General features: G+C 45.3%; 17 protein-coding genes and 2 tRNA genes. 17 read left to right on the top strand and 2 right to left on the bottom strand.

The features are described 5' to 3' along the window. Position 1 precedes the first annotated feature (1 nt). Positions 2-904 (top strand): protein translocase subunit SecF, encoded by a 903-nt coding sequence (gene secF / locus KO533_RS15060; RefSeq protein WP_028761458.1) that lies wholly within the window; start codon positions 2-4, stop codon positions 902-904. Positions 905-993: 89 nt separating this feature from the next. Here secF and yhbY read toward each other — a convergent pair whose 3' ends face one another. Continuing rightward, a complete protein-coding gene (gene yhbY, locus KO533_RS15065; protein WP_006082725.1) occupies positions 994-1293 on the bottom strand; it encodes a ribosome assembly RNA-binding protein YhbY in 300 nt (99 codons plus the stop codon). A gap of 90 nt (positions 1294-1383) precedes the next feature. On the opposite strand from yhbY, the gene rlmE reads away from it, so the two are divergent. From rlmE to rpsO, 14 genes are all read left to right on the top strand, one after another. Next, positions 1384-2013, top strand: coding sequence for a 23S rRNA (uridine(2552)-2'-O)-methyltransferase RlmE (gene rlmE / locus KO533_RS15070; protein WP_006082724.1), 630 nt, complete (start codon positions 1384-1386; stop codon positions 2011-2013). A gap of 29 nt (positions 2014-2042) precedes the next feature. Beyond that, positions 2043-4013 (top strand): ATP-dependent zinc metalloprotease FtsH, encoded by a 1971-nt coding sequence (ftsH, locus tag KO533_RS15075; protein WP_049821780.1) that lies wholly within the window; start codon positions 2043-2045, stop codon positions 4011-4013. A gap of 212 nt (positions 4014-4225) precedes the next feature. Further along, on the top strand, positions 4226-5059 hold the full coding sequence (gene folP / locus KO533_RS15080) for a dihydropteroate synthase (protein WP_219254922.1): 834 nt from the start codon (positions 4226-4228) through the stop codon (positions 5057-5059). Positions 5060-5139: 80 nt separating this feature from the next. Next, entirely contained in the window at positions 5140-6477 is a 1338-nt protein-coding gene (glmM, locus tag KO533_RS15085) for a phosphoglucosamine mutase (RefSeq protein ID WP_028761454.1), read from the top strand. Between the two features lie 194 nt (positions 6478-6671). Beyond that, a complete protein-coding gene (gene tpiA / locus KO533_RS15090; protein ID WP_006082720.1) occupies positions 6672-7454 on the top strand; it encodes a triose-phosphate isomerase in 783 nt (260 codons plus the stop codon). 1 nt (position 7455) lies between these two features. Then, the gene (secG, locus tag KO533_RS15095) at positions 7456-7791 is read left to right on the top strand and encodes a preprotein translocase subunit SecG (protein ID WP_028761453.1); all 336 of its coding nucleotides are present in this window, start codon (positions 7456-7458) and stop codon (positions 7789-7791) included. 11 nt (positions 7792-7802) lie between these two features. After that, positions 7803-7889: transfer RNA gene (locus KO533_RS15100), tRNA-Leu, on the top strand. An 82-nt stretch (positions 7890-7971) separates the two neighbouring features. Further along, positions 7972-8048 (top strand) — tRNA-Met (locus KO533_RS15105). A gap of 173 nt (positions 8049-8221) precedes the next feature. Next, on the top strand, positions 8222-8677 hold the full coding sequence (rimP, locus tag KO533_RS15110) for a ribosome maturation factor RimP (RefSeq protein ID WP_006082718.1): 456 nt from the start codon (positions 8222-8224) through the stop codon (positions 8675-8677). Positions 8678-8706: 29 nt separating this feature from the next. Continuing rightward, positions 8707-10206: a transcription termination factor NusA gene (gene nusA, locus KO533_RS15115; RefSeq protein WP_028761452.1), complete on the top strand. Its 1500-nt coding sequence runs from the start codon at positions 8707-8709 to the stop codon at positions 10204-10206. A 25-nt stretch (positions 10207-10231) separates the two neighbouring features. Then, positions 10232-12874, top strand: coding sequence for a translation initiation factor IF-2 (infB, locus tag KO533_RS15120; RefSeq protein ID WP_105251699.1), 2643 nt, complete (start codon positions 10232-10234; stop codon positions 12872-12874). 57 nt (positions 12875-12931) lie between these two features. After that, entirely contained in the window at positions 12932-13390 is a 459-nt protein-coding gene (gene rbfA, locus KO533_RS15125) for a 30S ribosome-binding factor RbfA (protein WP_105251700.1), read from the top strand. Then, positions 13390-14355, top strand: a complete 966-nt coding sequence (gene truB, locus KO533_RS15130) for a tRNA pseudouridine(55) synthase TruB (protein ID WP_219254924.1) — start codon at positions 13390-13392, stop codon at positions 14353-14355. The genes rbfA and truB overlap by 1 nt, the downstream gene beginning before the upstream one ends. Positions 14356-14503: 148 nt before the next feature. Beyond that, entirely contained in the window at positions 14504-14773 is a 270-nt protein-coding gene (rpsO, locus tag KO533_RS15135) for a 30S ribosomal protein S15 (RefSeq protein WP_219251202.1), read from the top strand. Between the two features lie 457 nt (positions 14774-15230). Here the strand turns inward: rpsO and KO533_RS15140 are convergent, their stop codons facing one another. Continuing rightward, the gene (locus KO533_RS15140; protein WP_105251701.1) at positions 15231-17285 is read right to left on the bottom strand and encodes an EAL domain-containing protein; all 2055 of its coding nucleotides are present in this window, start codon (positions 17283-17285) and stop codon (positions 15231-15233) included. A 195-nt stretch (positions 17286-17480) separates the two neighbouring features. Here KO533_RS15140 and pnp point away from each other — a divergent pair, with 195 nt between their 5' ends. Together pnp and nlpI are read left to right on the top strand one after the other, a co-directional pair. Next, a complete protein-coding gene (gene pnp, locus KO533_RS15145; protein WP_219254926.1) occupies positions 17481-19580 on the top strand; it encodes a polyribonucleotide nucleotidyltransferase in 2100 nt (699 codons plus the stop codon). A gap of 192 nt (positions 19581-19772) precedes the next feature. Beyond that, complete coding sequence (nlpI, locus tag KO533_RS15150) at positions 19773-20675, top strand: lipoprotein NlpI (protein WP_168822816.1); 903 nt, start codon at positions 19773-19775, stop codon at positions 20673-20675. Positions 20676-20702: the final 27 nt, after the last annotated feature.

A 20702-nucleotide genomic window follows, 5' to 3' on the forward strand; every position in this document is an offset into this window, starting at 1 on the left:
TATGAAAAATATCAATCTAACTAAATGGCGTTATGTTTCGAGTGCTATCTCAATTTTGTTGATGCTAGTGTCATTAACCATAATAGGCGTGAAAGGTTTTAACTGGGGCTTAGATTTTACTGGCGGTGTCGTCACCGAAGTGCAGATCGATAGAAAAATTACCAGCAGTGAATTGCAACCTTTACTCAACGCCGCTTATCAGCAAGAAGTGAGTGTAGTCTCCGCCAGTGAGCCGGGACGTTGGGTGTTGCGCTATTCCGATATAAAGAGTGCCGATACAGAGCAAGGTAATATCGATATTCAGCAGGTATTAGCGCCGCTTAACTCTGAAGTGCAAGTGCTTAACAGCAGTGTTGTCGGGCCGCAGATTGGTCAAGAATTGGCAGAGCAGGGCGGTTTGGCACTGTTAGTCGCTATGCTGGCGATATTAGGTTATTTAAGTTACCGCTTCGAATGGCGACTCGCATCGGGTGCCCTATTCGCCTTAGTGCATGACGTAGTGTTCGTGCTGGCATTTTTCGCCTTGACTCAGATGGAGTTTAATTTAACGATACTTGCGGCTGTACTGGCGATTTTAGGTTATTCCTTAAATGATTCGATCATTATCGCTGACCGTATTCGTGAATTATTGATTGCTAAGCCAAAGCTTGCGATTCAAGACATTAACAACCAAGCAATTGTGGCGACGTTTTCTCGTACTATGGTGACATCAGGGACAACCTTAATGACGGTCGGTGCGTTGTGGATCATGGGCGGTGGGCCGCTGGAAGGATTTTCGATTGCAATGTTTATCGGTATATTAACCGGCACATTCTCTTCGATTTCAGTTGGTACCTCATTGCCTGAGTTATTAGGCTTAACGCCAGAGCATTATAAGGAACAAGTGATTTCTGAAACACCTTAGGGCTATGCTAATCGCTTAAATTAACAGCGAAAACAAAAAGGCCACTCGATTGAATGGCCTTTTTGTTAACACGATAAAATCAAGAAAAATTACTTTGCCTTTGGCAAAGCAATTTTCATTTCTGGTGATTGACGATAAATCACCAGAATATGACCAATAAGTTGCACTTTTGCGGATTGAGTTTCACGTACTATGGCATCAACGATGGCATTTTTTAGCTCTCTGTCGGCAGAGGCTACTTTCACTTTAATCAGTTCATGATAAGCGAGTGCGCTTTCAATTTCAGCGAGTACACCTTCAGTCAATCCATTGGCACCAAGCAGCACCACTGGCTTTAGCGGATGCGCTAGACCTTTTAAATGCTGTTTTTGTTTGGTTGTTAAGTTCATTTCTACCAACTTTTGCTGAGTTACTGTTGAAAAACGGCTATTCTACCCTTATATAGCCTTTGTGTAACTCTCAATTGTTGCGGATTTTAAATGTCAGGTATAAAACGTACGGCCAGTTCTAATCGCTGGATGCTAGAACACTTTGATGATCACTATGTCAAACTCGCCCAAAAAATGGGCTTGCGATCTCGCGCTGCGTTTAAGCTTGAGGAGATCCAGCAAAAGGATCAACTAATTCGCCCAGGCATGACTGTGGTTGATCTCGGTGCTGCTCCGGGAGGTTGGTCTCAAGTGGCAGTTAAATTAGCGGGAGATAGAGGTAAAGTCATCGCCTGTGACATTTTGCCTATGGATCCCATCGTCGGCGTCGATTTTTTGCAAGGGGATTTTCGTGAAGATAAAGTCCTTCAAGCATTACTTACTCGCGTCGGTGATGCTAAAGTTGACGTTGTGTTGTCTGATATGGCACCCAACATGAGTGGTTCAGATAGTGTTGATCAACCCCGTGCCATGTATTTAGTGGAATTGGCGTTAGATATGTGCCATCAAGTATTGGCTCCTAATGGCTGTTTTGCGGTAAAAGTCTTTCAGGGGGAGGGCTTTGACGAATACATGAAAGCGGTAAAAGCAGTGTTTAAAGTCGTTAAAACACGTAAACCAGACTCTTCACGGGCTCGTTCCCGCGAAGTCTATCTTGTGGCGACAGGGTACAAGTTGTAGTAACCTAGCGTTAATAATCGCAAGACTTAATGAGGTCTAGTAATTTGAGTGACATGGCAAAAAATCTAATACTCTGGGTTGTCATCGCCGTTGTGCTGATGTCAGTGTTTCAGGGTTACTCCCCCTCTTCTTCGTCATCGCAGAAGATGGATTATTCTACCTTCTTAGATAATGTCCGTGATGGACAGGTCGCAACTGTTGAAGTTAAGAGCGACCAACGTACTATTGAAGGTGCTAAACGAACTGGTGAAAAATTCACTACAATCATGCCGTTATATGACCAAGATTTAATTAATGATCTTGATCGTAAAGGCATCACTATGAAGGGCCAAGAAGCCGAAGAGTCAGGGTTCCTTACCCAAATCTTCATCTCTTGGTTCCCAATGTTATTGCTTATCGGGGTATGGATTTTCTTCATGCGCCAGATGCAAGGCGGCGGTGGCAAAGGCGCTATGTCCTTTGGTAAGAGCAAAGCCAAGCTGATGAGCGAAGATCAGATTAAAACTACTTTTGCCGATGTTGCTGGTTGTGACGAAGCAAAAGAAGAAGTGAAAGAGCTGGTTGATTACCTGCGTGACCCAACTAAATTCCAAAAATTGGGCGGCCGAATTCCAACGGGCGTGCTTATGGTGGGTCCTCCAGGTACAGGTAAAACCTTGCTGGCGAAAGCCATTGCGGGTGAATCTAAAGTACCTTTCTTCACTATTTCAGGTTCTGATTTCGTGGAAATGTTTGTTGGTGTCGGTGCATCCCGTGTGCGTGACATGTTTGAACAAGCGAAAAAGTCGGCACCTTGTATTATCTTCATCGATGAAATCGATGCGGTCGGTCGTCAACGCGGCGCGGGTTTAGGTGGTGGTCATGATGAACGTGAGCAAACACTGAACCAAATGCTGGTTGAGATGGATGGCTTCGAAGGTAATGAAGGCGTTATTGTTATCGCGGCAACTAACCGTCCAGACGTACTCGATTCTGCGTTATTACGTCCGGGTCGTTTTGACCGTCAAGTGGTCGTTGGTTTACCAGACGTGCGTGGTCGTGAGCAGATTTTGAAAGTGCATATGCGTAAAGTGCCGCTTTCTGAAGATGTGAAGGCGAGTGTGATTGCTCGTGGTACGCCAGGTTTCTCGGGTGCTGATTTAGCTAACTTAGTGAACGAAGCTGCCCTGTTTGCGGCTCGCGGAAATCGCCGAGTTGTAGGCATGGAAGAATTTGAGCGTGCAAAAGATAAAATCATGATGGGTGCTGAGCGCCGTTCTATGGTGATGTCTGAAGCCGAAAAAGAAATGACCGCTTACCATGAAGCAGGCCATGCGATTGTGGGTTGTTTAGTACCAGAGCACGATCCTGTGCACAAGGTGACTATCATTCCTCGCGGCCGTGCCTTAGGTGTGACTTTCTTCTTACCTGAAGCTGACTCAGTGAGCCAGAGCCGTCGTAAGTTAGAAAGCCAAATTTCGGTCGCCTACGGTGGTCGTTTAGCAGAAGAGCTTATCTACGGTACAGAGAAAGTGTCGACTGGCGCATCACAGGACATCAAATACGCGACATCTATTGCGCGTAACATGGTAACTCAGTGGGGCTTCTCGGACAAGTTAGGTCCATTGCTGTATGCAGAAGAAGATGGTGAAGTCTTCTTAGGTCGCAGCATGGGTAAAGCTAAAGCGATGTCTGATGAAACTGCAACCATTATCGATGCTGAAGTAAAAGTCTTTATCGACAAAAACTACGCGAGAGCGAGACAGATATTGACGGATAACCTCGATATTCTGCACTCAATGAAAGAAGCTTTAATGAAGTATGAAACCATTGATTCACTTCAAATTGACGATTTAATGAAACGTCGTGAAGTGCGTCAGCCTGCTGATTGGCAAGTGGATGACAATGGTTCTAACGATAAAGGTAATGGTCATGGTGAACCAGCAGCGAAAGCTGAAGACAGTGTGACTGCACCTGCTGATCCAGAACTGAAAGATCCTGATGAATCTCCAGCTAAGTAATGTGTTGTGAAACCAAAGAAAACCCCGTAAAGGGGTTTTCTTGTTTTACCTTGTTAGCAATTTGACTGCGCTGTCATTGATACTCTCTGCCACCATTGATATTTATCTTCTGACAGTTAGTCATTTCGGATAGAAAATGAAGGCTTGAAATTAATGACGCAAGTTATGCCAGTGAGTAAAATCGTAAGTGTTCGTATTACAGGAGTAAATGCGTGTTTGAACTGATTGCTGGCACTAAACGCCTCGCGTTATCTTCGCCCATTGTGATGGGTATACTTAATGTCACTCCCGATTCTTTTTCCGACGGTGGTCAATATTCTTCCTATGAGCTTGCCTGTCAGCATGCCGATGACATGGTGGCTCAAGGCGCGGGAATGATAGACATTGGCGGTGAGTCGACAAGACCTGGCGCCGCCGAGGTGAGCTTAGCCGATGAACTTGCGCGGGTGATCCCGTTGGTGAAATATGTTGCGGCGCACCATGATGTGTGGATTTCGGTCGATACCAGTAAACCTGAAGTCATGCGTCAAGCTGTTGCTGCGGGCGCACATTTGATTAACGATGTGTGCGCCCTGATGGAACCCGGTGCGCTTGAAGCTGCTGCAGAGTTGCAAGTCCCCATATGCTTAATGCATATGCAAGGTGAACCCAAAAGCATGCAATTTGCACCGACTTACCATAATGTTATTGAAGAAGTTTCTGCCTTTTTAACTGAGCGGATTGAAGCTTGCTTGCGAGCTGGGATCCCCCGTGAATTATTAATACTCGATCCGGGATTTGGTTTTGGTAAAAGCTTAGAGCATAACTATGAATTACTGGCGAAGCTCGACTGTTTTGCCCAGTTTGATTTACCGATATTGATAGGATTGTCTCGTAAGAGCATGATAGGAAACCTCTTAGCAAAACCGACCTCAGAACGTCTTGCTGGGAGCCTTGCTGGCGCTATGATAGCGGCCCAAAAGGGTGCTCATATCATTCGTGTGCATGATGTTACTGAAACTGTGGATATGCTCAAGGTGTTACAAGCGACACAAGCGTATTTTTAAGCATCGTTATGCTCTCGTTAAGCATTTAATTAATATTATGATCCCAAATCATTGGGACACATTTGAGTTTGTGGAGCGATATGAAAGAACGTAAATTTTTTGGAACTGACGGTATTCGGGGAAAAGTCGGTTCAGGTCAAATGACGCCTGAGCTCGCGCTTAAGTTAGGTTGGGCGGCGGGGCGCGTGTTATCCCGCAGTGGTACCAAAAAGGTGATTATAGGTAAAGATACCCGTATTTCGGGCTATATGTTTGAGTCGGCATTAGAAGCTGGCCTTTCTGCTGCAGGCCTTAATGTGATGTTAATGGGACCTATGCCAACACCAGCTGTAGCCTATTTGACGCGCACGTTTCGCGCCGAAGCTGGGGTGGTGATCAGCGCGTCACACAATCCGTATTACGATAACGGTATTAAGTTTTTCTCCACCGACGGCAGTAAGTTAGACGATAACCTAGAGCTAGAAATTGAAGCCGAGCTTGAAAAGCCCCTCGTTTGTGTTGAGTCGCATCTATTGGGGAAGGTATCGCGTATTGAAGATGCCCGTGGCCGTTATATTGAGTATTGCAAAGGTAATTTTCCTGCAGAACACACGTTAACTGGGCTAAAAATTGTGGTTGATTGTGCCCATGGCGCAACTTATCACATAGCGCCAGCTGTGTTTCGTGAGTTAGGCGCCGAGGTGATTGCCATTGGTGATAAACCCAACGGGATGAACATCAATGATAAAGTGGGCGCGACGTCCATGGGCAAAATTTGTGAAACAGTTCTAGCCGAAAGTGCCGATTTAGGCATTGCACTCGACGGTGACGGTGACCGTATTATGATGGTCAACAGCAAAGGCGAAGTGATCGACGGTGATCAAATTTTATATATTCTGGCCTGTGATGCGAAATCCCGTGGCGTATTACGCGGTGGTGTAGTTGGTACGTTAATGTCAAATCTTGGGCTTGATCTCGCCTTGCAAGCATTAGACATCCCCTTTGCGCGTTCGAAAGTGGGCGACCGTTATGTGATGGAACTACTTAAAGAACTCGATTGGCGCATCGGCGGTGAAAATTCAGGGCATATCCTCAATCTTGATCACGGGACAACTGGTGATGGCATAGTTGCGGGGATTTTAGTGTTAGCGGCTATGCGTCGTCAGAATGCCACGCTAGAAGAACTGACTTCTGCGATGGAAATGTTGCCGCAGGTGTTAGTCAATGTGCGCTTTGAAGGCGAGCATGACCCTCTTAAGTCAGATAAAGTTAAAGCGGCGCAGGCACAGGTTGAATCTCAACTGGGCGTGCGTGGCCGAGTATTATTACGTAAGTCAGGTACTGAACCTTTGATCCGTGTCATGGTTGAAGGTGACGATCATAGTGCAGTATTGGCGCACGCAAATTTGATTGCGGATGCGGTAAAATCGGCAAGCTAATATTTACTAATTTTGTAATGAGTGCGGCTGATACCAATTTAAAATTAAGGTGTTAGCTGCACAAATGAACAGAAAACAGCTTTGGCGTGTAAAAAATAAGCATTCCAACCTGATATCTGAAAAAATTCGAATTTAGCTATTGTAACTTAATAAGTGGTTCGCTATTATTCACGCCGCTTTCAGAGGAGACAGTGATGGCACTCAGACGTCCTATGGTAGCTGGCAATTGGAAGATGAACGGCAGTGCGGCATTAGCCCAAGAGTTGTTCAAAAAATTTGCCTCTAAGCTCCAAAATGATTCAGCTGAAGTGGTTTTATGCCCGCCTTCTATCTATCTAGAGAGCGTTAGGCAACTGCTAGAAGCAAACAAGGAAGCGTTAGACGGTTCACTTGTTAGGATGGGCGCTCAAAACCTAAGTCAACATGACTTTGGCGCTTATACCGGAGAAGTTTCAGGTCAGATGCTCAAAGATTCAGGATGTCGATATGTAATTATCGGGCATTCAGAACGTCGCCGTATGTACGGAGAGACGAGTAATATCGTAGCGGAGAAATTCGCCGCTGCACAAAAGCATGGCTTAACCCCAATTTTATGTGTGGGTGAGTCAGGTCCAGCACGCGAAGCAAGACGCACCTTCGAGGTGATTGCTGAAGAGTTGGATATAGTGATCCAGAAAAATGGCACTATGGCTTTTGATAACGCTATTATCGCCTACGAGCCGCTTTGGGCTGTAGGAACAGGTAAAAGTGCTACACCAGAGCAGGCACAAGAAGTTCATGCGTTTATTCGCAAACGCCTCTCTGAAGTGTCTCCGTTTATCGGAGAAAATATCAGGATTCTCTACGGTGGTAGTGTGACACCGAGTAATGCTGCAGATTTATTTGCCCAACCTGATGTTGATGGTGGACTGATTGGCGGTGCTAGCTTAAACTCTAGCGAGTTTTTAAGTCTGTGTACCATAGCGATGAGCGCATAATATGTATGAAGTTCTAGTAGTTATTTACTTGTTGGTTGCATTAGGTCTAATCGGCTTAGTATTAATTCAGCAAGGTAAGGGAGCTGACATGGGGGCCTCTTTTGGCGCCGGTGCATCAGGTACTCTTTTTGGTTCAAGCGGTTCAGGTAACTTCCTGACACGTAGTACGGCGATTCTTGCCATTGCGTTTTTCACTTTAAGTCTGCTTATTGGTAACTTAAGTGCAAACCACGCAAAAAATGAAGATTCATGGAAAGATTTAGGTTCAGACACTGAACAGGTTACCCAACCTGTTGAGCAAGGAACCCAAAAGTCAGAAACGAAAATTCCTGACTAGTAAAAGGTGTCGCCGAGGTGGCGAAATTGGTAGACGCGCAGCCTTGAGGTGGCTGTGACCTAACGGTCGTGCGGGTTCAAGTCCCGCTCTCGGCACCAAATATAACTAAGATAGACGAGATAAGTTCTCTCTTAGTTATTGCAAGAAATGACGATAGTCAATATACTTGCACACAGTTGACGCGGGGTGGAGCAGCATGGTAGCTCGTCGGGCTCATAACCCGAAGGTCGTCGGTTCAAATCCGGCCCCCGCAACCAGCTCCTAGTAACGAATAGTGTTTGAACTCGTTATGGTTTACAGGTTCTTGAAATTAATGACCTCGTGATTACGGGGTTTTTTGTTATCTGGGACTTTTAAATTTGTCGCATGCTTCGTATGTGGCGTTGTACTAGGGCTATTAAGCCCTTTTTTGTTTTTTCGGGGGTCAATCTTGGCAACGTTAGAATTCAGACTGGCAGAAATGCTCAAAGTACCTGTGGAAGCATTAGGCTTTCAGCTGTGGGGCATTGAATATGTTCAAGCGGGTAAGCATTCCACACTGCGAGTGTTCATTGATGGTGAGAATGGTATCAATATTGAAGATTGTGCCAATGCAAGTCGCCAAGTCAGTGCTGTACTCGATGTTGAAGATCCTATTTCTACAGAATATACCCTAGAGGTTTCTTCGCCAGGCGTAGATAGACCCTTATTTACTGCTGAGCAGTACGCGGGCTATGTAGGCGAGGATGTAAAGCTTCAATTGACTATGCCGGTTGACGGCAGTCGTAATTTAAAAGGCGCCATCACTGCGGTCGACGGGCAAATGCTCTCGCTGAAAGTGAATGGTAAAGAGTTAGTTGTCGCATTGGATAATATCCGCAAAGGCAACTTAATCGCTAAGTTTTGATGGTTTCAAGGTGAACGAGGCAAGACGAGATGAATAAAGAGATTCTGCTAGTCGCTGAGGCGGTTTCAAATGAAAAGGCCGTTCCACGCGAGAAAATTTTTGAAGCGCTAGAGATTGCTCTGGCCACAGCAACCAAGAAAAAGTACGAAGGTGATATTGACGTTCGTGTTGCTATCGACCGTAAAACCGGTGGTTATGATACTTTCCGTCGTTGGATGGTAGTTGATGATCACGGTGAAGCGTTAGAAAACCCTTATCGTGAAATCACGTTAGAAGCGGCACGTTACGAAAATCCGGACATCCAGCCTGGCGAGTTTATCGAAGACGATATCGAGTCAGTGGTGTTTGACCGTATTACCACTCAAACCGCTAAGCAAGTGATCGTACAGAAAGTACGTGAAGCTGAACGTGCGCAAGTGGTTGAGCAGTTCCAAGATCAAGAAGGTGAGTTAATCACTGGTGTGGTCAAAAAAGCGACTCGCGAGAGCGTAGTGGTTGACTTAGGTAATAACGCTGACGGCGTATTGTTCCGTGAAGACTTAATTTCACGCGAATCTTTCCGCCCTGGTGACCGTGTGCGTGCATTATTGTACTCAGTACGTCCAGAAGCTCGTGGTGCACAGTTATTCTTAAGCCGTACTAAGCCTGAAATGCTGATCGAGCTTTTCCGTGTTGAAGTGCCTGAAATCGCTGACGAACTGATTGAAATCATGGGCGCTGCTCGTGATCCAGGCGCTCGCGCTAAGATCGCCGTTAAGTCGAATGATCGCCGTATCGATCCTATCGGTGCGTGTGTGGGTATGCGTGGTGCGCGTGTACAAGCCGTTTCGAATGAACTGGGTGGCGAGCGTGTTGATATCGTGTTGTGGGATGATAATCCAGCACAATACGTGATCAATGCCATGGCGCCAGCCGATGTTGCCTCTATCATAGTCGACGAAGATAACCATTCTATGGATATCGCTGTTGAAGCCGATAGTTTGGCACAAGCCATTGGACGTAATGGCCAGAACGTACGTTTAGCAACACAACTGACTGGTTGGGTTCTGAACGTTATGACAGTGGAAGATATGAATAAGAAACATCAGGCAGAAAGTGCCAAGGTGGTTGATTTATTTGTTAACTCACTGGATGTCGATGAAGATTTTGCACAAGTACTGGCAGATGAGGGCTTTACGTCGCTCGAAGAAGTTGCCTATGTGCCTGTGTCTGAACTATTGGCGATTGACGGTTTTGACGAAGATCTCGTCGAAGCTTTACGTGAACGTGCAAAAGCGGCGATCTCAACTCGAGCTCTCGCTACTGAAGAAGCACTGGATGGTGTGGAGCCAAGTGAAGAGTTGCTAGCACTTGAAGGTGTTGAAAGACACTTAGCCTATGTTTTCGCTAGCAAAGGTATTGTGACTCTAGAAGACTTGGCTGAACAAGGCATTGATGATTTGATCGAAATTGAAGAATTGACAGAAGAAAAAGCAGGTGAGCTCATCATGGCAGCCCGCAATATCTGTTGGTTTGGCGAAGAAGCATAAGTCGATCAACAGGGGGATTTAACTGATGGCAGATACTACCGTAGAGAAATTGGCCACGGAAGTGGGTAAAAGTGTTGAACGTCTGATTGAGCAATTCTCTCAGGCTGGAATTAAGAAAGGCCAAGCTGATAAAGTGACTGAAGCTGAAAAGCAGCAGTTACTGGATTATCTGAAAAAGCAGCACGGTGGCGAAAATGCGCCAACGAAAATGACGCTGCAGCGTAAAACCGTATCGACCCTAAGTGTGGCCGGTAATGGTGGTCAATCTAAAGATGTTAAAGTTGAAGTTCGTAAAACACGAACTTTCGTTAAGCGTGATGCTAATGAGGCTACTCTGAAGGCTGAAGAAGAAGCGAAAGCCGAAGCAGAAGCTTTGGCAAAAGCAAAGGCCGAAGCAGAAGCTGCTGCGGCAGCAAAAGTGAAAGCTGAAGCAGATGCTAAGGCAAAAGTGGAAGCAGAAGCTAAGGCGAAAGCTAAAGCAGCAGCCGAAGTGAAAGTGGTTAAAGATATGTCACCAGAAGCAGAAGCGGCTCGTCTAGAAGCTGAACGTTTGAAAGCGGCGCAAGAAGCGGCAACCAAACGTAAGCAAGACGAAGAAGCGGCTAAAGCGGCAGAAACTGCTCGCTTACTCGCTGAAGAACATTCTAAGCGCTGGGCCGAAGAAGAGCGCCAACGTTTAGAAGCCGAGAAAAACGGTGATCATCACATCACGACATCTAAAGTAGCTCGTGCTGCTGAAGATACTTCTGATCTGGATGAAGAAAAACGCGGACGTCGTGCTCGTAACAAGAGCAACGCGAAAAAACGTGGCGGCAAAGATGCCCGTGACGGCCGTGAAAAGCACATGCGTAACCGCAGTACTGCACCTGAGTCTATGGCGCATGGCTTCAATAAGCCTGTGGCAGCAGTGAGCCGTGATGTGCGTATCGGTGAAACTGTTACTGTTTCTGAACTTGCGCATTTAATGGCAGTGAAAGCGACTGAAATCATCAAACAGATGATGAAAATGGGTTCTATGGTCACGATCAACCAAGTGTTAGATCAAGAGACTGCCCAGCTAGTTGCTGAAGAAATGGGTCACAAAGTTGTGCTTATCCGTGAAAACGAACTTGAGCACCAAGTGCTACAAGACCGTGATGATGAAGATGGCATCAAGCTAGAATCTCGTGCACCAGTTGTGACTATCATGGGTCACGTTGACCACGGTAAGACTTCGTTACTCGACTACATTCGCCGCGCTAAAGTGGCTGCTGGCGAAGCCGGTGGTATTACTCAGCATATCGGTGCATACCATGTTGAAACTGAAAATGGCATGATCACTTTCCTTGATACTCCTGGTCACGCCGCGTTTACCGCAATGCGTGCCCGCGGTGCCAAGGCAACGGATATTGTTGTGCTAGTTGTTGCTGCCGATGACGGTGTAATGCCGCAAACTATCGAAGCAATTCAACATGCTAAAGCCGGTAACGTGCCATTAATCGTGGCTGTGAACAAGATGGATAAACCGGAAGCGGATATCGATCGCGTTAAGAGCGAATTGTCGCAACACGGTGTTATGTCTGAAGATTGGGGTGGAGACAACATGTTTGCCTTCGTTTCAGCTAAGACAGGTGAAGGTGTTGACGAACTGTTAGAAGGTATCTTACTGCAAGCTGAAGTTCTCGAACTGAAAGCGGTACGTGATGGTATGGCTGCCGGTGTGGTCATTGAATCACAATTGGACAAAGGTCGCGGCCCTGTGGCTACGATTCTGGTTCAAGAAGGTACGCTGCGCCAAGGTGATATCGTTCTGTGTGGTCTTGAGTACGGTAAAATTCGTGCAATGAAAGACGAAAACGGTCGTTCAATCACTGAAGCGGGTCCATCTATTCCTGTTGAAATTCTAGGTCTGTCAGGCGTTCCGTCTGCAGGTGATGAAGCAACAGTCGTTCGTGACGAACGTAAAGCTCGCGAAGTTGCCCTGTATCGTCAAGGTAAGTTCCGTGATGTGAAACTGGCACGTCAGCAAAAATCTAAGCTAGAAAACATGTTTGCGAACATGACAGACGGCGAAGTGAAAGAACTGAACATCGTTCTTAAAGCAGACGTACAAGGTTCACTCGAAGCGATTACTGACTCGTTAACCGGTTTGTCTACCGACGAAGTGAAAGTGAACATCATCGCTCGCGGTGTGGGTGCACTGACTGAAACGGATGCAACCTTAGCGGCTGCCTCTAACGCTATCATGGTTGGCTTTAACGTACGTGCCGATGCACAAGCCCGTAAGACTATCGAAAGTGAAAGTGTTGATTTACGTTACTACAGCGTTATCTATAATTTGATTGATGAAGTGCGTGCAGCGATGACAGGTATGCTGTCTCCTGTGTTCAAACAACAAATTATCGGTCTGGCTGAAGTTCGTGATGTGTTCAAGTCACCTAAGCTGGGTGCAATTGCTGGCTGTATGGTGACCGAAGGTACCATCAAGCGTAGCGCACCAATTCGCGTACTACGTGATAACGTTGTTATCTACGAAGGTGAACTCGAATCTCTACGTCGCTTCAAAGACGACGTTGCTGAAGTTCGCAATGGTATGGAATGTGGTATTGGCGTTAAGAACTACAACGATGTTCGCGTAGGCGACCAAATCGAAGTATTCGAAACCGTCGAGATTGCTCGTACTCTGTAACGATAATAAGGGCGGCTTTAGCCGCCCTTATCAATTTAAGCTATGGTAAGAAATATTATGGCAAAAGAATTCAGTCGTACTCGTCGAATCGCTCAGCAGCTTCAGCAAGAACTTGCTCAAGTGCTACAGCGCGACATGAAAGATCCTCGTATTGGCTTTGTGACTGTGAATGACGTCGACGTCTCTCGCGATCTCAGCTATGCCAAAGTGTTTGTGACTTTTTTCGAAGAAGACAAAGCTGTCGTTCAAGAAAAGCTAAACGCTTTGATCAGCGCAGCTCCTTATATCCGCACTTTAGTGGCGGGTCGTATGAAGCTGCGTGTCATGCCTGAACTGCGTTTTATCTACGATAGCTCGCTAGTTGAAGGTATGCGCATGTCTAACTTAGTTAGCCAAGTGATCAACCAAGACAAAGCGAAGCAACAGCAATTTGGCAGCGAAGACGCATCGGTTGAAGATGAAGTCTTAGGTGATGATATTGCTGATGACGCAGATGAAACGGAAGGTAAAGATTAATGGCTCGTCGTCCAAAAGGTCGTTTTATCGATGGGATAGTGCTGCTGGATAAATCCACTGGCATGAGTTCTAACTTTGCATTGCAAAGGGTAAAGCGCTTTTTTAATGCGAATAAAGCTGGGCATACGGGCGCACTCGATCCGTTAGCGACAGGTATGTTACCTGTATGCTTAGGCGAAGGGACTAAGTTTTCTCAGCATCTATTGGATGCCGATAAACGCTATTTAGTCACTGCAAAGCTTGGCGAACGGACAGATACCAGTGATTCCGATGGTGAAGTGGTGCAAACCCGTGCCATTGATTTTACCGAGGCACAGTTATTTACCGCGCTTGATTTCTTTCGTGGTGAAACTCAGCAAGTGCCTTCTATGTATTCCGCGCTGAAATATCAGGGTCAGCCCCTGTATAAATATGCCCGTGAAGGCATAGAAGTGCCGCGTGAATCTCGCCCTATTACGGTATTTGAGCTAAATTTCATCGGTCTTGAAGGCGATGAGCTGACCTTAGACATTCATTGTTCTAAGGGCACTTATATTCGCACTATCATAGACGATCTCGGTGAGATGCTCGGTTGTGGCGCCCATGTGATTATGCTGCGCCGCACCCAAGTTGCACAGTATCCCTATGCCAGAATGGTCACTTTAGAACAACTTGAAGCGCTAGTTGCTCAAGCACATGAACAACAGATAGATCCGAGCGTATTACTCGACCCTCTGTTATTGCCTATGGACACGGCCGTGGCCGATTTTCCAGAGGTGAATGTGCCGGATGCGATAGCTCCTTACTTAATGCAAGGTCAAGCAGTTCGGGTACCGGTTAATGCAGATTTGAAAACCGATGAGTTGGTACGTATCACTTTAGGTGACATTCGCCGATTTGTGGGGATTGGCACAATGAACGAAGATGGCTTATTAGCGCCGAAACGACTCATTGTTATCCATGACGAACCTGCAGAAACGCATTAGCCCGCTATCCATCGACAAATGATTAAATTAGTTGATGCATTAGTCCCCGCCTTTTATTGCGCTAGGGTGGGTTTATGGGTAGAATAACGCGCCCTCTGGCTGAGTTAGTGATCGGCTAGAGATTCATATTATTTATTTGGAGATATACATGTCACTAAGTTCTGAAGCAAAAGCAAAAATTTTGGCTGATTTTGGCCGTTGTGAAAACGACACTGGTTCAACTGAAGTTCAAGTTGCTTTGTTAACTGCGCAAATCAACCATTTGCAAGATCACTTCAAAGAGCACATTCATGATCACCACTCACGTCGTGGTCTGTTACGTATGGTTAGCTCACGTCGTAAGTTAACTGCTTACCTGAAACGTACTGATTTAGCACGTTACACTGCTCTGATCCAAAAGTTAGGTCTACGTCGTTAATTTCGCGTCGACTAACGTGAAAAAGGAGGCTTAGCCTCCTTTTTTATTGCCTAAAATTTAACAGAATATTTATTGTGTAAACGGGAGATATAAAGAAGTTACAGTCAAAATCAGTCTAATACCAATCACATTAAATATCTAATCAGTTCAGAGCCTCACAGGCATTTCAATCCTAGGCGCATTGACGCAGAAATGGTTATTCCCTTTTAAGTCAATGCAACACAGGAGTGGGATGCCTGTGAGGCTCCCGAAGGGCGGGTTTCAACGCGCTTTATACTGCGTTTAAGGCTTTCGACAGAGCACCACTATGCTTTCAAGCCTTCGCCTTGTCTAAAGCGCGTTGAACTCCCACTGAATGAACAGATATTTAATACGATTGGTATAATGTTTAGGTCCGTTATGCTTAGCTTGATGTGATTAAGCGTCGAATCGATACTTAAGTGCCAATGTAAGTATCCTAAGCCCCACGTAAACCATCAAGACTGCTTATTGTTGCTGTTTGTGTTGCTATATACAGGGCTTCAAATTCTGCTTGGGGTAGAGGCTGACTAAAATAGAAACCTTGGCCGACTTGGCACTGATTTTCTTTCAACCAATCCAATTGCTGCTCGTTTTCAATACCTTCGGCCACAATGGTCAAATTAAGCTGCTTTCCCAACATTAAAATGGTCGATGCAATTGCGCTATCCCCTGGTAGATCAGAAACGAAACAACGATCGATTTTCATGGTAGTGATAGGCAAATGGCGCAGGTAAGAGAGTGAAGAATACCCTGTGCCAAAGTCATCGACTGCAATACCAAATCCGGCTGATTTCAATTGTTCAAGCTTAGCGATAGCGAGTTCAATGTCGTTCATCAAAGAGGTTTCAGTGATTTCAATTTCCAGCAACTCGGGTTGGATTTGATAGCGTAATGCCATCTGTTTGATATCGGGAACTAAACTAGCATCGGCAAATTGCTGTGAGGCAACATTAATCGCAATTGGGATGGCATAGTTATATTTTTTCTGCCATTCCCTAAGGACTTTACAGCTTTGCTCTATCACCCAACGACCTATAGGAATGATGATACCGGTCTCTTCCGCGACGGGAATAAAGGAAATTGGGCTGATGAGTCGTCCGTCTTTTTGCCAACGGATCAAGGCTTCACAGGCGATGACTTTACCTGTTTGCAGATCAAGTTTCGGTTGGAAATACAGTAAAAATTCATTGTTTTTTAACGCATCATGTAAAGATGCTTCAGTGCGTAAACGAACTGCTGCTCGCTCAGTCATCTGTTGTTTGAAGAAGGCCCATTGATTCGAGCCTGCAGCTTTCGCGCTGTACATGGCAATGTCAGCGTGACGGATCAAATCTTCAGCGCTGTTACCGTCTTCGGGATAAATAGAAATCCCAATCGATGCCGCAGGATGAATTGCATGTTCATTTAATTGAATCGGGACATTGAGCTGGATCAGTAGCTTATCTACAAAATCTGCTGCTTGGTCTGGGGTGTGAACTGTATCGGCCAGAATAACAAATTCATCTCCACCTAAGCGGGAAACTGTACCTTTATCACCAACGAATCGTTCGAGAATGCGGGCGATACGAGCGAGGAATTGATCGCCTAATGCGTGGCCAAGGGAATCGTTGATATTCTTAAAACGGTCTAAGTCGATAAACATCAATGCAAAGCTGCGTTTGTGTACTCGCGAGCGTTGGATAGTGACTGCAATGGTTTCAAGCAATAGTGTGCGGTTCGGTAAGCCAGTTAGCGGATCTCGGGTCGCCATTTTGCGCAGTTTGGATTGGGTTTGGCTAAATTGGATAAGAATTTGGTTGAATTTCGATGTCACTAGGCCGAGTTCATCATCCTTATGCGCGTTGGACATAGGTAAGAGATTTTCATCTGGAGAGTCGGGTTCGATCTTATCTATGGCCTCACTGATGCGTGCGATAGGCTGAGTCAGGAAGCGATGGAATACCACGGACAGCACTAAGGTGAGTAAGAGTGCACGAGCGAGAGTAGCAAAAAAACTAAATCTTAACTGCGAGAAGAGGGTGTTTGTTAGTTCTTGGGTATCGTAGAAAACCGTTAATGTACCAATGAGTTGCTGTTGTTGGGTACCTTCAAAATAAAAAGGCCTATACAAAGGGCGAGAAATTTCTTTGAGATCATCAAATAATTTATTACTTAAACTGATAAAAGTCTGTGAGTTATTCTGCTTATTATTACTGACAGAAACAAACATTGAGCCATCGTCCAGCTCAATCACCGCCGAGCCAACATGTTCGACTTTGATGGCACCCTCTAAAGTTTGACGGGCTAAATTATCATCTAATGCCCATACGGCATTTGCTGCAGGTTGTTCAACTGAATCAAGGAGTTCTTGCTGAGTGGTCGTGAGTTGTTGTTTGGTTGATACGACGACTAAAGCGATTTCAACAATAAAAATGGCAATGGCAAAAAATAGGGCAGTAAATACGACTAGGTTAGTTTGTTTCCACGTCAGTGACTTAAAACGGCCTGTCATCGGGCGCATCCTTCATGATAATTATTCACCATCGGCGAGATTTTCCGTATCAATATAAACCGCAACTCTTTGTTGATTTAACCACTTTAGTGAAAAGTTACGTATTTGTCATCATTATCTGCTCTTTATCTATTGATCCGAATTGCAGTATACTTACGCGCGTAATTCAAGGTCATTAATTAAGGAATGGGTCACGTGAATCCTATTGTAAAGAGTTTTGAGTATGGTCAACATACAGTCACCCTGGAAACAGGTGTTATAGCGCGTCAAGCTGATGCAGCCGTTTTAGCGAGTATGGGTGACACGACAGTGTTAGTCACTGTTGTCGGTAAAAAAGATGCAGATGCAGGCCGTGACTTTTTCCCTCTGACTGTTAACTATCAAGAAAAAACCTACGCAGCGGGTAAAATTCCTGGTGGTTTCTTTAAGCGTGAAGGCCGTCCTTCAGAAGATGAGACATTAATCGCTCGTCTGATCGACCGTCCAATTCGCCCTCTTTTCCCTAATGGTTTCAAAAACGAAGTTCAAGTTATCATTACCGTAGTATCTGTCGATCCACAAATCGAGCCAGATATCATCTCCATGATCGGTACTTCTGCGGCACTGGCTATTTCTGGTATTCCATTCAGCGGTCCTTTAGGTGCTGCACGTGTGGGTTACATTGATGGCGAATACGTGTTGAACCCAAGTGTTGCACAACTTGCAACCAGTCAACTGAACTTAGTGGTTGCTGGTACTGCTGGTGCAGTATTAATGGTGGAATCAGAAGCCCAAGCATTACCAGAAGAAGTGATGTTAGGTTCTGTAGTTTACGGTCACGATCAACAACAAGTGGTTATCAAGGCGATTGCTGAATTTAAAGCAGAAGCCGGTAAACCAACTTGGGATTGGACTGCACCAACGCAAGATGCCGATTTAGTTGCCCAAATCAAAGAGCTTGCTGAAGCTGGTTTAGGTGATGCGTATAAAATCCAAGTTAAACAAGATCGTTATGCTCAAGTTTCTGTTGTTAAAGCAGCAGCAAAAGAAGCCTTGTTAGCGAGTAATCCAAGCGTTGATTTAAGTGAAGTTGACAACTTACTGGGTAGCTTAGAGAAGAAAGTGGTTCGTGGTCGCATCATCCGTGGCGAGCCACGTATCGATGGTCGTGAACCAGACATGATCCGTGCCTTAAGTGTGTTAGCGGGCGTATTGCCACGTACTCACGGTAGCGCATTGTTCACTCGTGGCGAAACTCAAGCGTTAGTCACTTGTACTTTAGGTACTGAACGTGATGCACAGAAGATCGACAGCATCATGGGCGAGCGCACTAACCGTTTTATGCTGCACTATAACTTCCCTCCATACTCTGTTGGTGAAACAGGCATGGTGGGATCACCTAAGCGCCGCGAAATCGGTCATGGTAAGTTAGCTTGGCGCGGTATCAACGCTGTTATGCCTTCAGCGGCTGAATTCCCATACAGCGTACGCGTTGTATCTGAAATCACTGAATCTAACGGTTCAAGCTCTATGGCGTCAGTATGTGGTACTTCTCTCGCGCTGATGGATGCCGGTGTACCTATCAAGACTTCTGTAGCGGGTATCGCTATGGGTCTAGTGAAAGAAGGCGATGATTTCGTTGTTCTTTCTGACATTTTAGGTGATGAAGATCATTTAGGTGACATGGACTTCAAAGTTGCGGGTACGCGTGATGGTATTACTGCACTGCAGATGGATATCAAGATCGAAGGTATCACTAAAGAAATCATGGATATCGCACTGCAACAAGCCTATGGTGCACGTGTACATATCCTGAACGTGATGGATCAAGCGATTGGTTCACACCGTGATGATATTTCTGATCACGCTCCACGTATCACAGTTATTAAGATCAACCCAGAAAAAATCCGTGACGTTATCGGTAAAGGTGGCGCAGTTATCCGTGCTCTGACCGAAGAAACGGGCACTACGATTGAACTGGAAGATGATGGTACTGTGAAGATCGCTTCTTCAAACGGCGAAGCAACTAAAGAAGCTATCCGTCGTATCGAAGAAATCACTTCAGAAGTTGAAGTGGGTCGTATCTACAATGGTAAGGTTATCCGTATCGTTGATTTCGGCGCATTCGTGAACATTCTGCCGGGCAAAGACGGTTTAGTACACATTTCACAAATCAGTGATGAACGTGTTGCTAACGTGTCTGATCACCTTGAGCTGAACCAAGAAGTTGCCGTTAAGGTGATGGAAGTGGATCGTCAAGGCCGCGTACGTCTGTCAATTAAAGAAGCACAAACGAAAGAAGCTGCTGCTGAATAATGAGTCTTTGACTTATTTATAGGCACACACTTTCTAAGTGATTGCATCAAAAGGAGATCAAATGATCTCCTTTTTTGTTTTGGCATTAAGAAAGTCACTATTAATCTTAATTCCCTAATAGCGGTCCTGTGGTGGGATTGCTATCATGAAGATTCTTCTGCGTATGTTGGGAATCTAAAAAGGTAGAAATGGATGAGTCTTAAAATTAGAACCGCTGTCGTTGCTGTGCTGGCGAGTGCCAGTCTGTTGTTAGCCGGATGCGCAACCACCCAGTCTCCTTTAGATAACCATAATGATGTTGAAGGTAAATTGGTTGTCGCGCCAGTTATGCCTGATTATAAAGTCGAAGTGACACTGGCAAAACTCAACGAGATTTTGGCTACGGTCGAACTGACGAATGAACAGAGAGCCAGATTTCATTACGATCGTGGTGTGATTTACGACAGTGTGGGCTTAAGACTGCTCGCACGGATTGATTTTATGCAAGCGTTAAAACTTCAGCCTGATCTTGCTGATGCCTATAATTTCCTTGGAATTTATTACACCCAAGAAGGTGAATACGACAGCGCCTATGAAGCCTTCGATGGCGTATTAGAGTTAGCACCTAATTATGATTATGCCTATTTGAATCGCGGCATTGCTTTGTACTATGGCGACCGCATTGATTTAGCGACTAAAGATATGCAGGCGTTTTATGCAGGCGATAATAAAGACGGTTATCGGGCATTATGGTTGTATTTGATTGATTTGAAAGCTGACTCTGTTGAAGCTAAAAAACAGTTAGCGCAGCATCGTCAGAATTTAGAAAATGATGCTTGGGCGACCGTTATCGTCGATTATTATTTAGGTAAAAAAAGTCGTGATGAGGTGTTTTCTGCCGCTAAAGTAGGCTTAACTTATCCAAAAGAATATGCTGAACGTTTATGCGAAGCTTATTTTTACCTTGCAAAAATGGCGATAGAAACTAAGCAATATCAAGATGCGGCTAACTATTTTCGCTTAGCACTGGCAACCAATATCTATGATTTTGTCGAACATAGATATGCGCGTATTGAACTCGCCAAAGTCAAAGGTTTGCTCGAAGCCACAAAATAACCTCTCTCAGCCCGAGTTCATCTCGGG

The sequence above is a fragment of the Shewanella sp. NKUCC05_KAH genome (genome assembly GCF_019345585.1).
Classification (GTDB): domain Bacteria; phylum Pseudomonadota; class Gammaproteobacteria; order Enterobacterales; family Shewanellaceae; genus Shewanella; species Shewanella oncorhynchi.

Excerpts from the sequence above, each read along its gene's own strand:
- truB (WP_219254924.1), top strand. The coding sequence starts at position 13,390 with ATGGCTCGTCGTCCAAAAGGTCGTTTTATCGATGGGATAGTGCTGCTG.
- yhbY (WP_006082725.1), bottom strand. The coding sequence starts at position 1,293 with ATGAACTTAACAACCAAACAAAAACAGCATTTAAAAGGTCTAGCGCAT.
- ftsH (WP_049821780.1), top strand. The coding sequence starts at position 2,043 with ATGAGGTCTAGTAATTTGAGTGACATGGCAAAAAATCTAATACTCTGG.
- secG (WP_028761453.1), top strand. The coding sequence starts at position 7,456 with ATGTATGAAGTTCTAGTAGTTATTTACTTGTTGGTTGCATTAGGTCTA.
- nusA (WP_028761452.1), top strand. The coding sequence starts at position 8,707 with ATGAATAAAGAGATTCTGCTAGTCGCTGAGGCGGTTTCAAATGAAAAG.
- rbfA (WP_105251700.1), top strand. The coding sequence starts at position 12,932 with ATGGCAAAAGAATTCAGTCGTACTCGTCGAATCGCTCAGCAGCTTCAG.
- tpiA (WP_006082720.1), top strand. The coding sequence starts at position 6,672 with ATGGCACTCAGACGTCCTATGGTAGCTGGCAATTGGAAGATGAACGGC.
- glmM (WP_028761454.1), top strand. The coding sequence starts at position 5,140 with ATGAAAGAACGTAAATTTTTTGGAACTGACGGTATTCGGGGAAAAGTC.
- infB (WP_105251699.1), top strand. The coding sequence starts at position 10,232 with ATGGCAGATACTACCGTAGAGAAATTGGCCACGGAAGTGGGTAAAAGT.
- rlmE (WP_006082724.1), top strand. The coding sequence starts at position 1,384 with ATGTCAGGTATAAAACGTACGGCCAGTTCTAATCGCTGGATGCTAGAA.
- nlpI (WP_168822816.1), top strand. The coding sequence starts at position 19,773 with ATGAGTCTTAAAATTAGAACCGCTGTCGTTGCTGTGCTGGCGAGTGCC.
- secF (WP_028761458.1), top strand. The coding sequence starts at position 2 with ATGAAAAATATCAATCTAACTAAATGGCGTTATGTTTCGAGTGCTATC.
- KO533_RS15140 (WP_105251701.1), bottom strand. The coding sequence starts at position 17,285 with ATGACAGGCCGTTTTAAGTCACTGACGTGGAAACAAACTAACCTAGTC.
- rpsO (WP_219251202.1), top strand. The coding sequence starts at position 14,504 with ATGTCACTAAGTTCTGAAGCAAAAGCAAAAATTTTGGCTGATTTTGGC.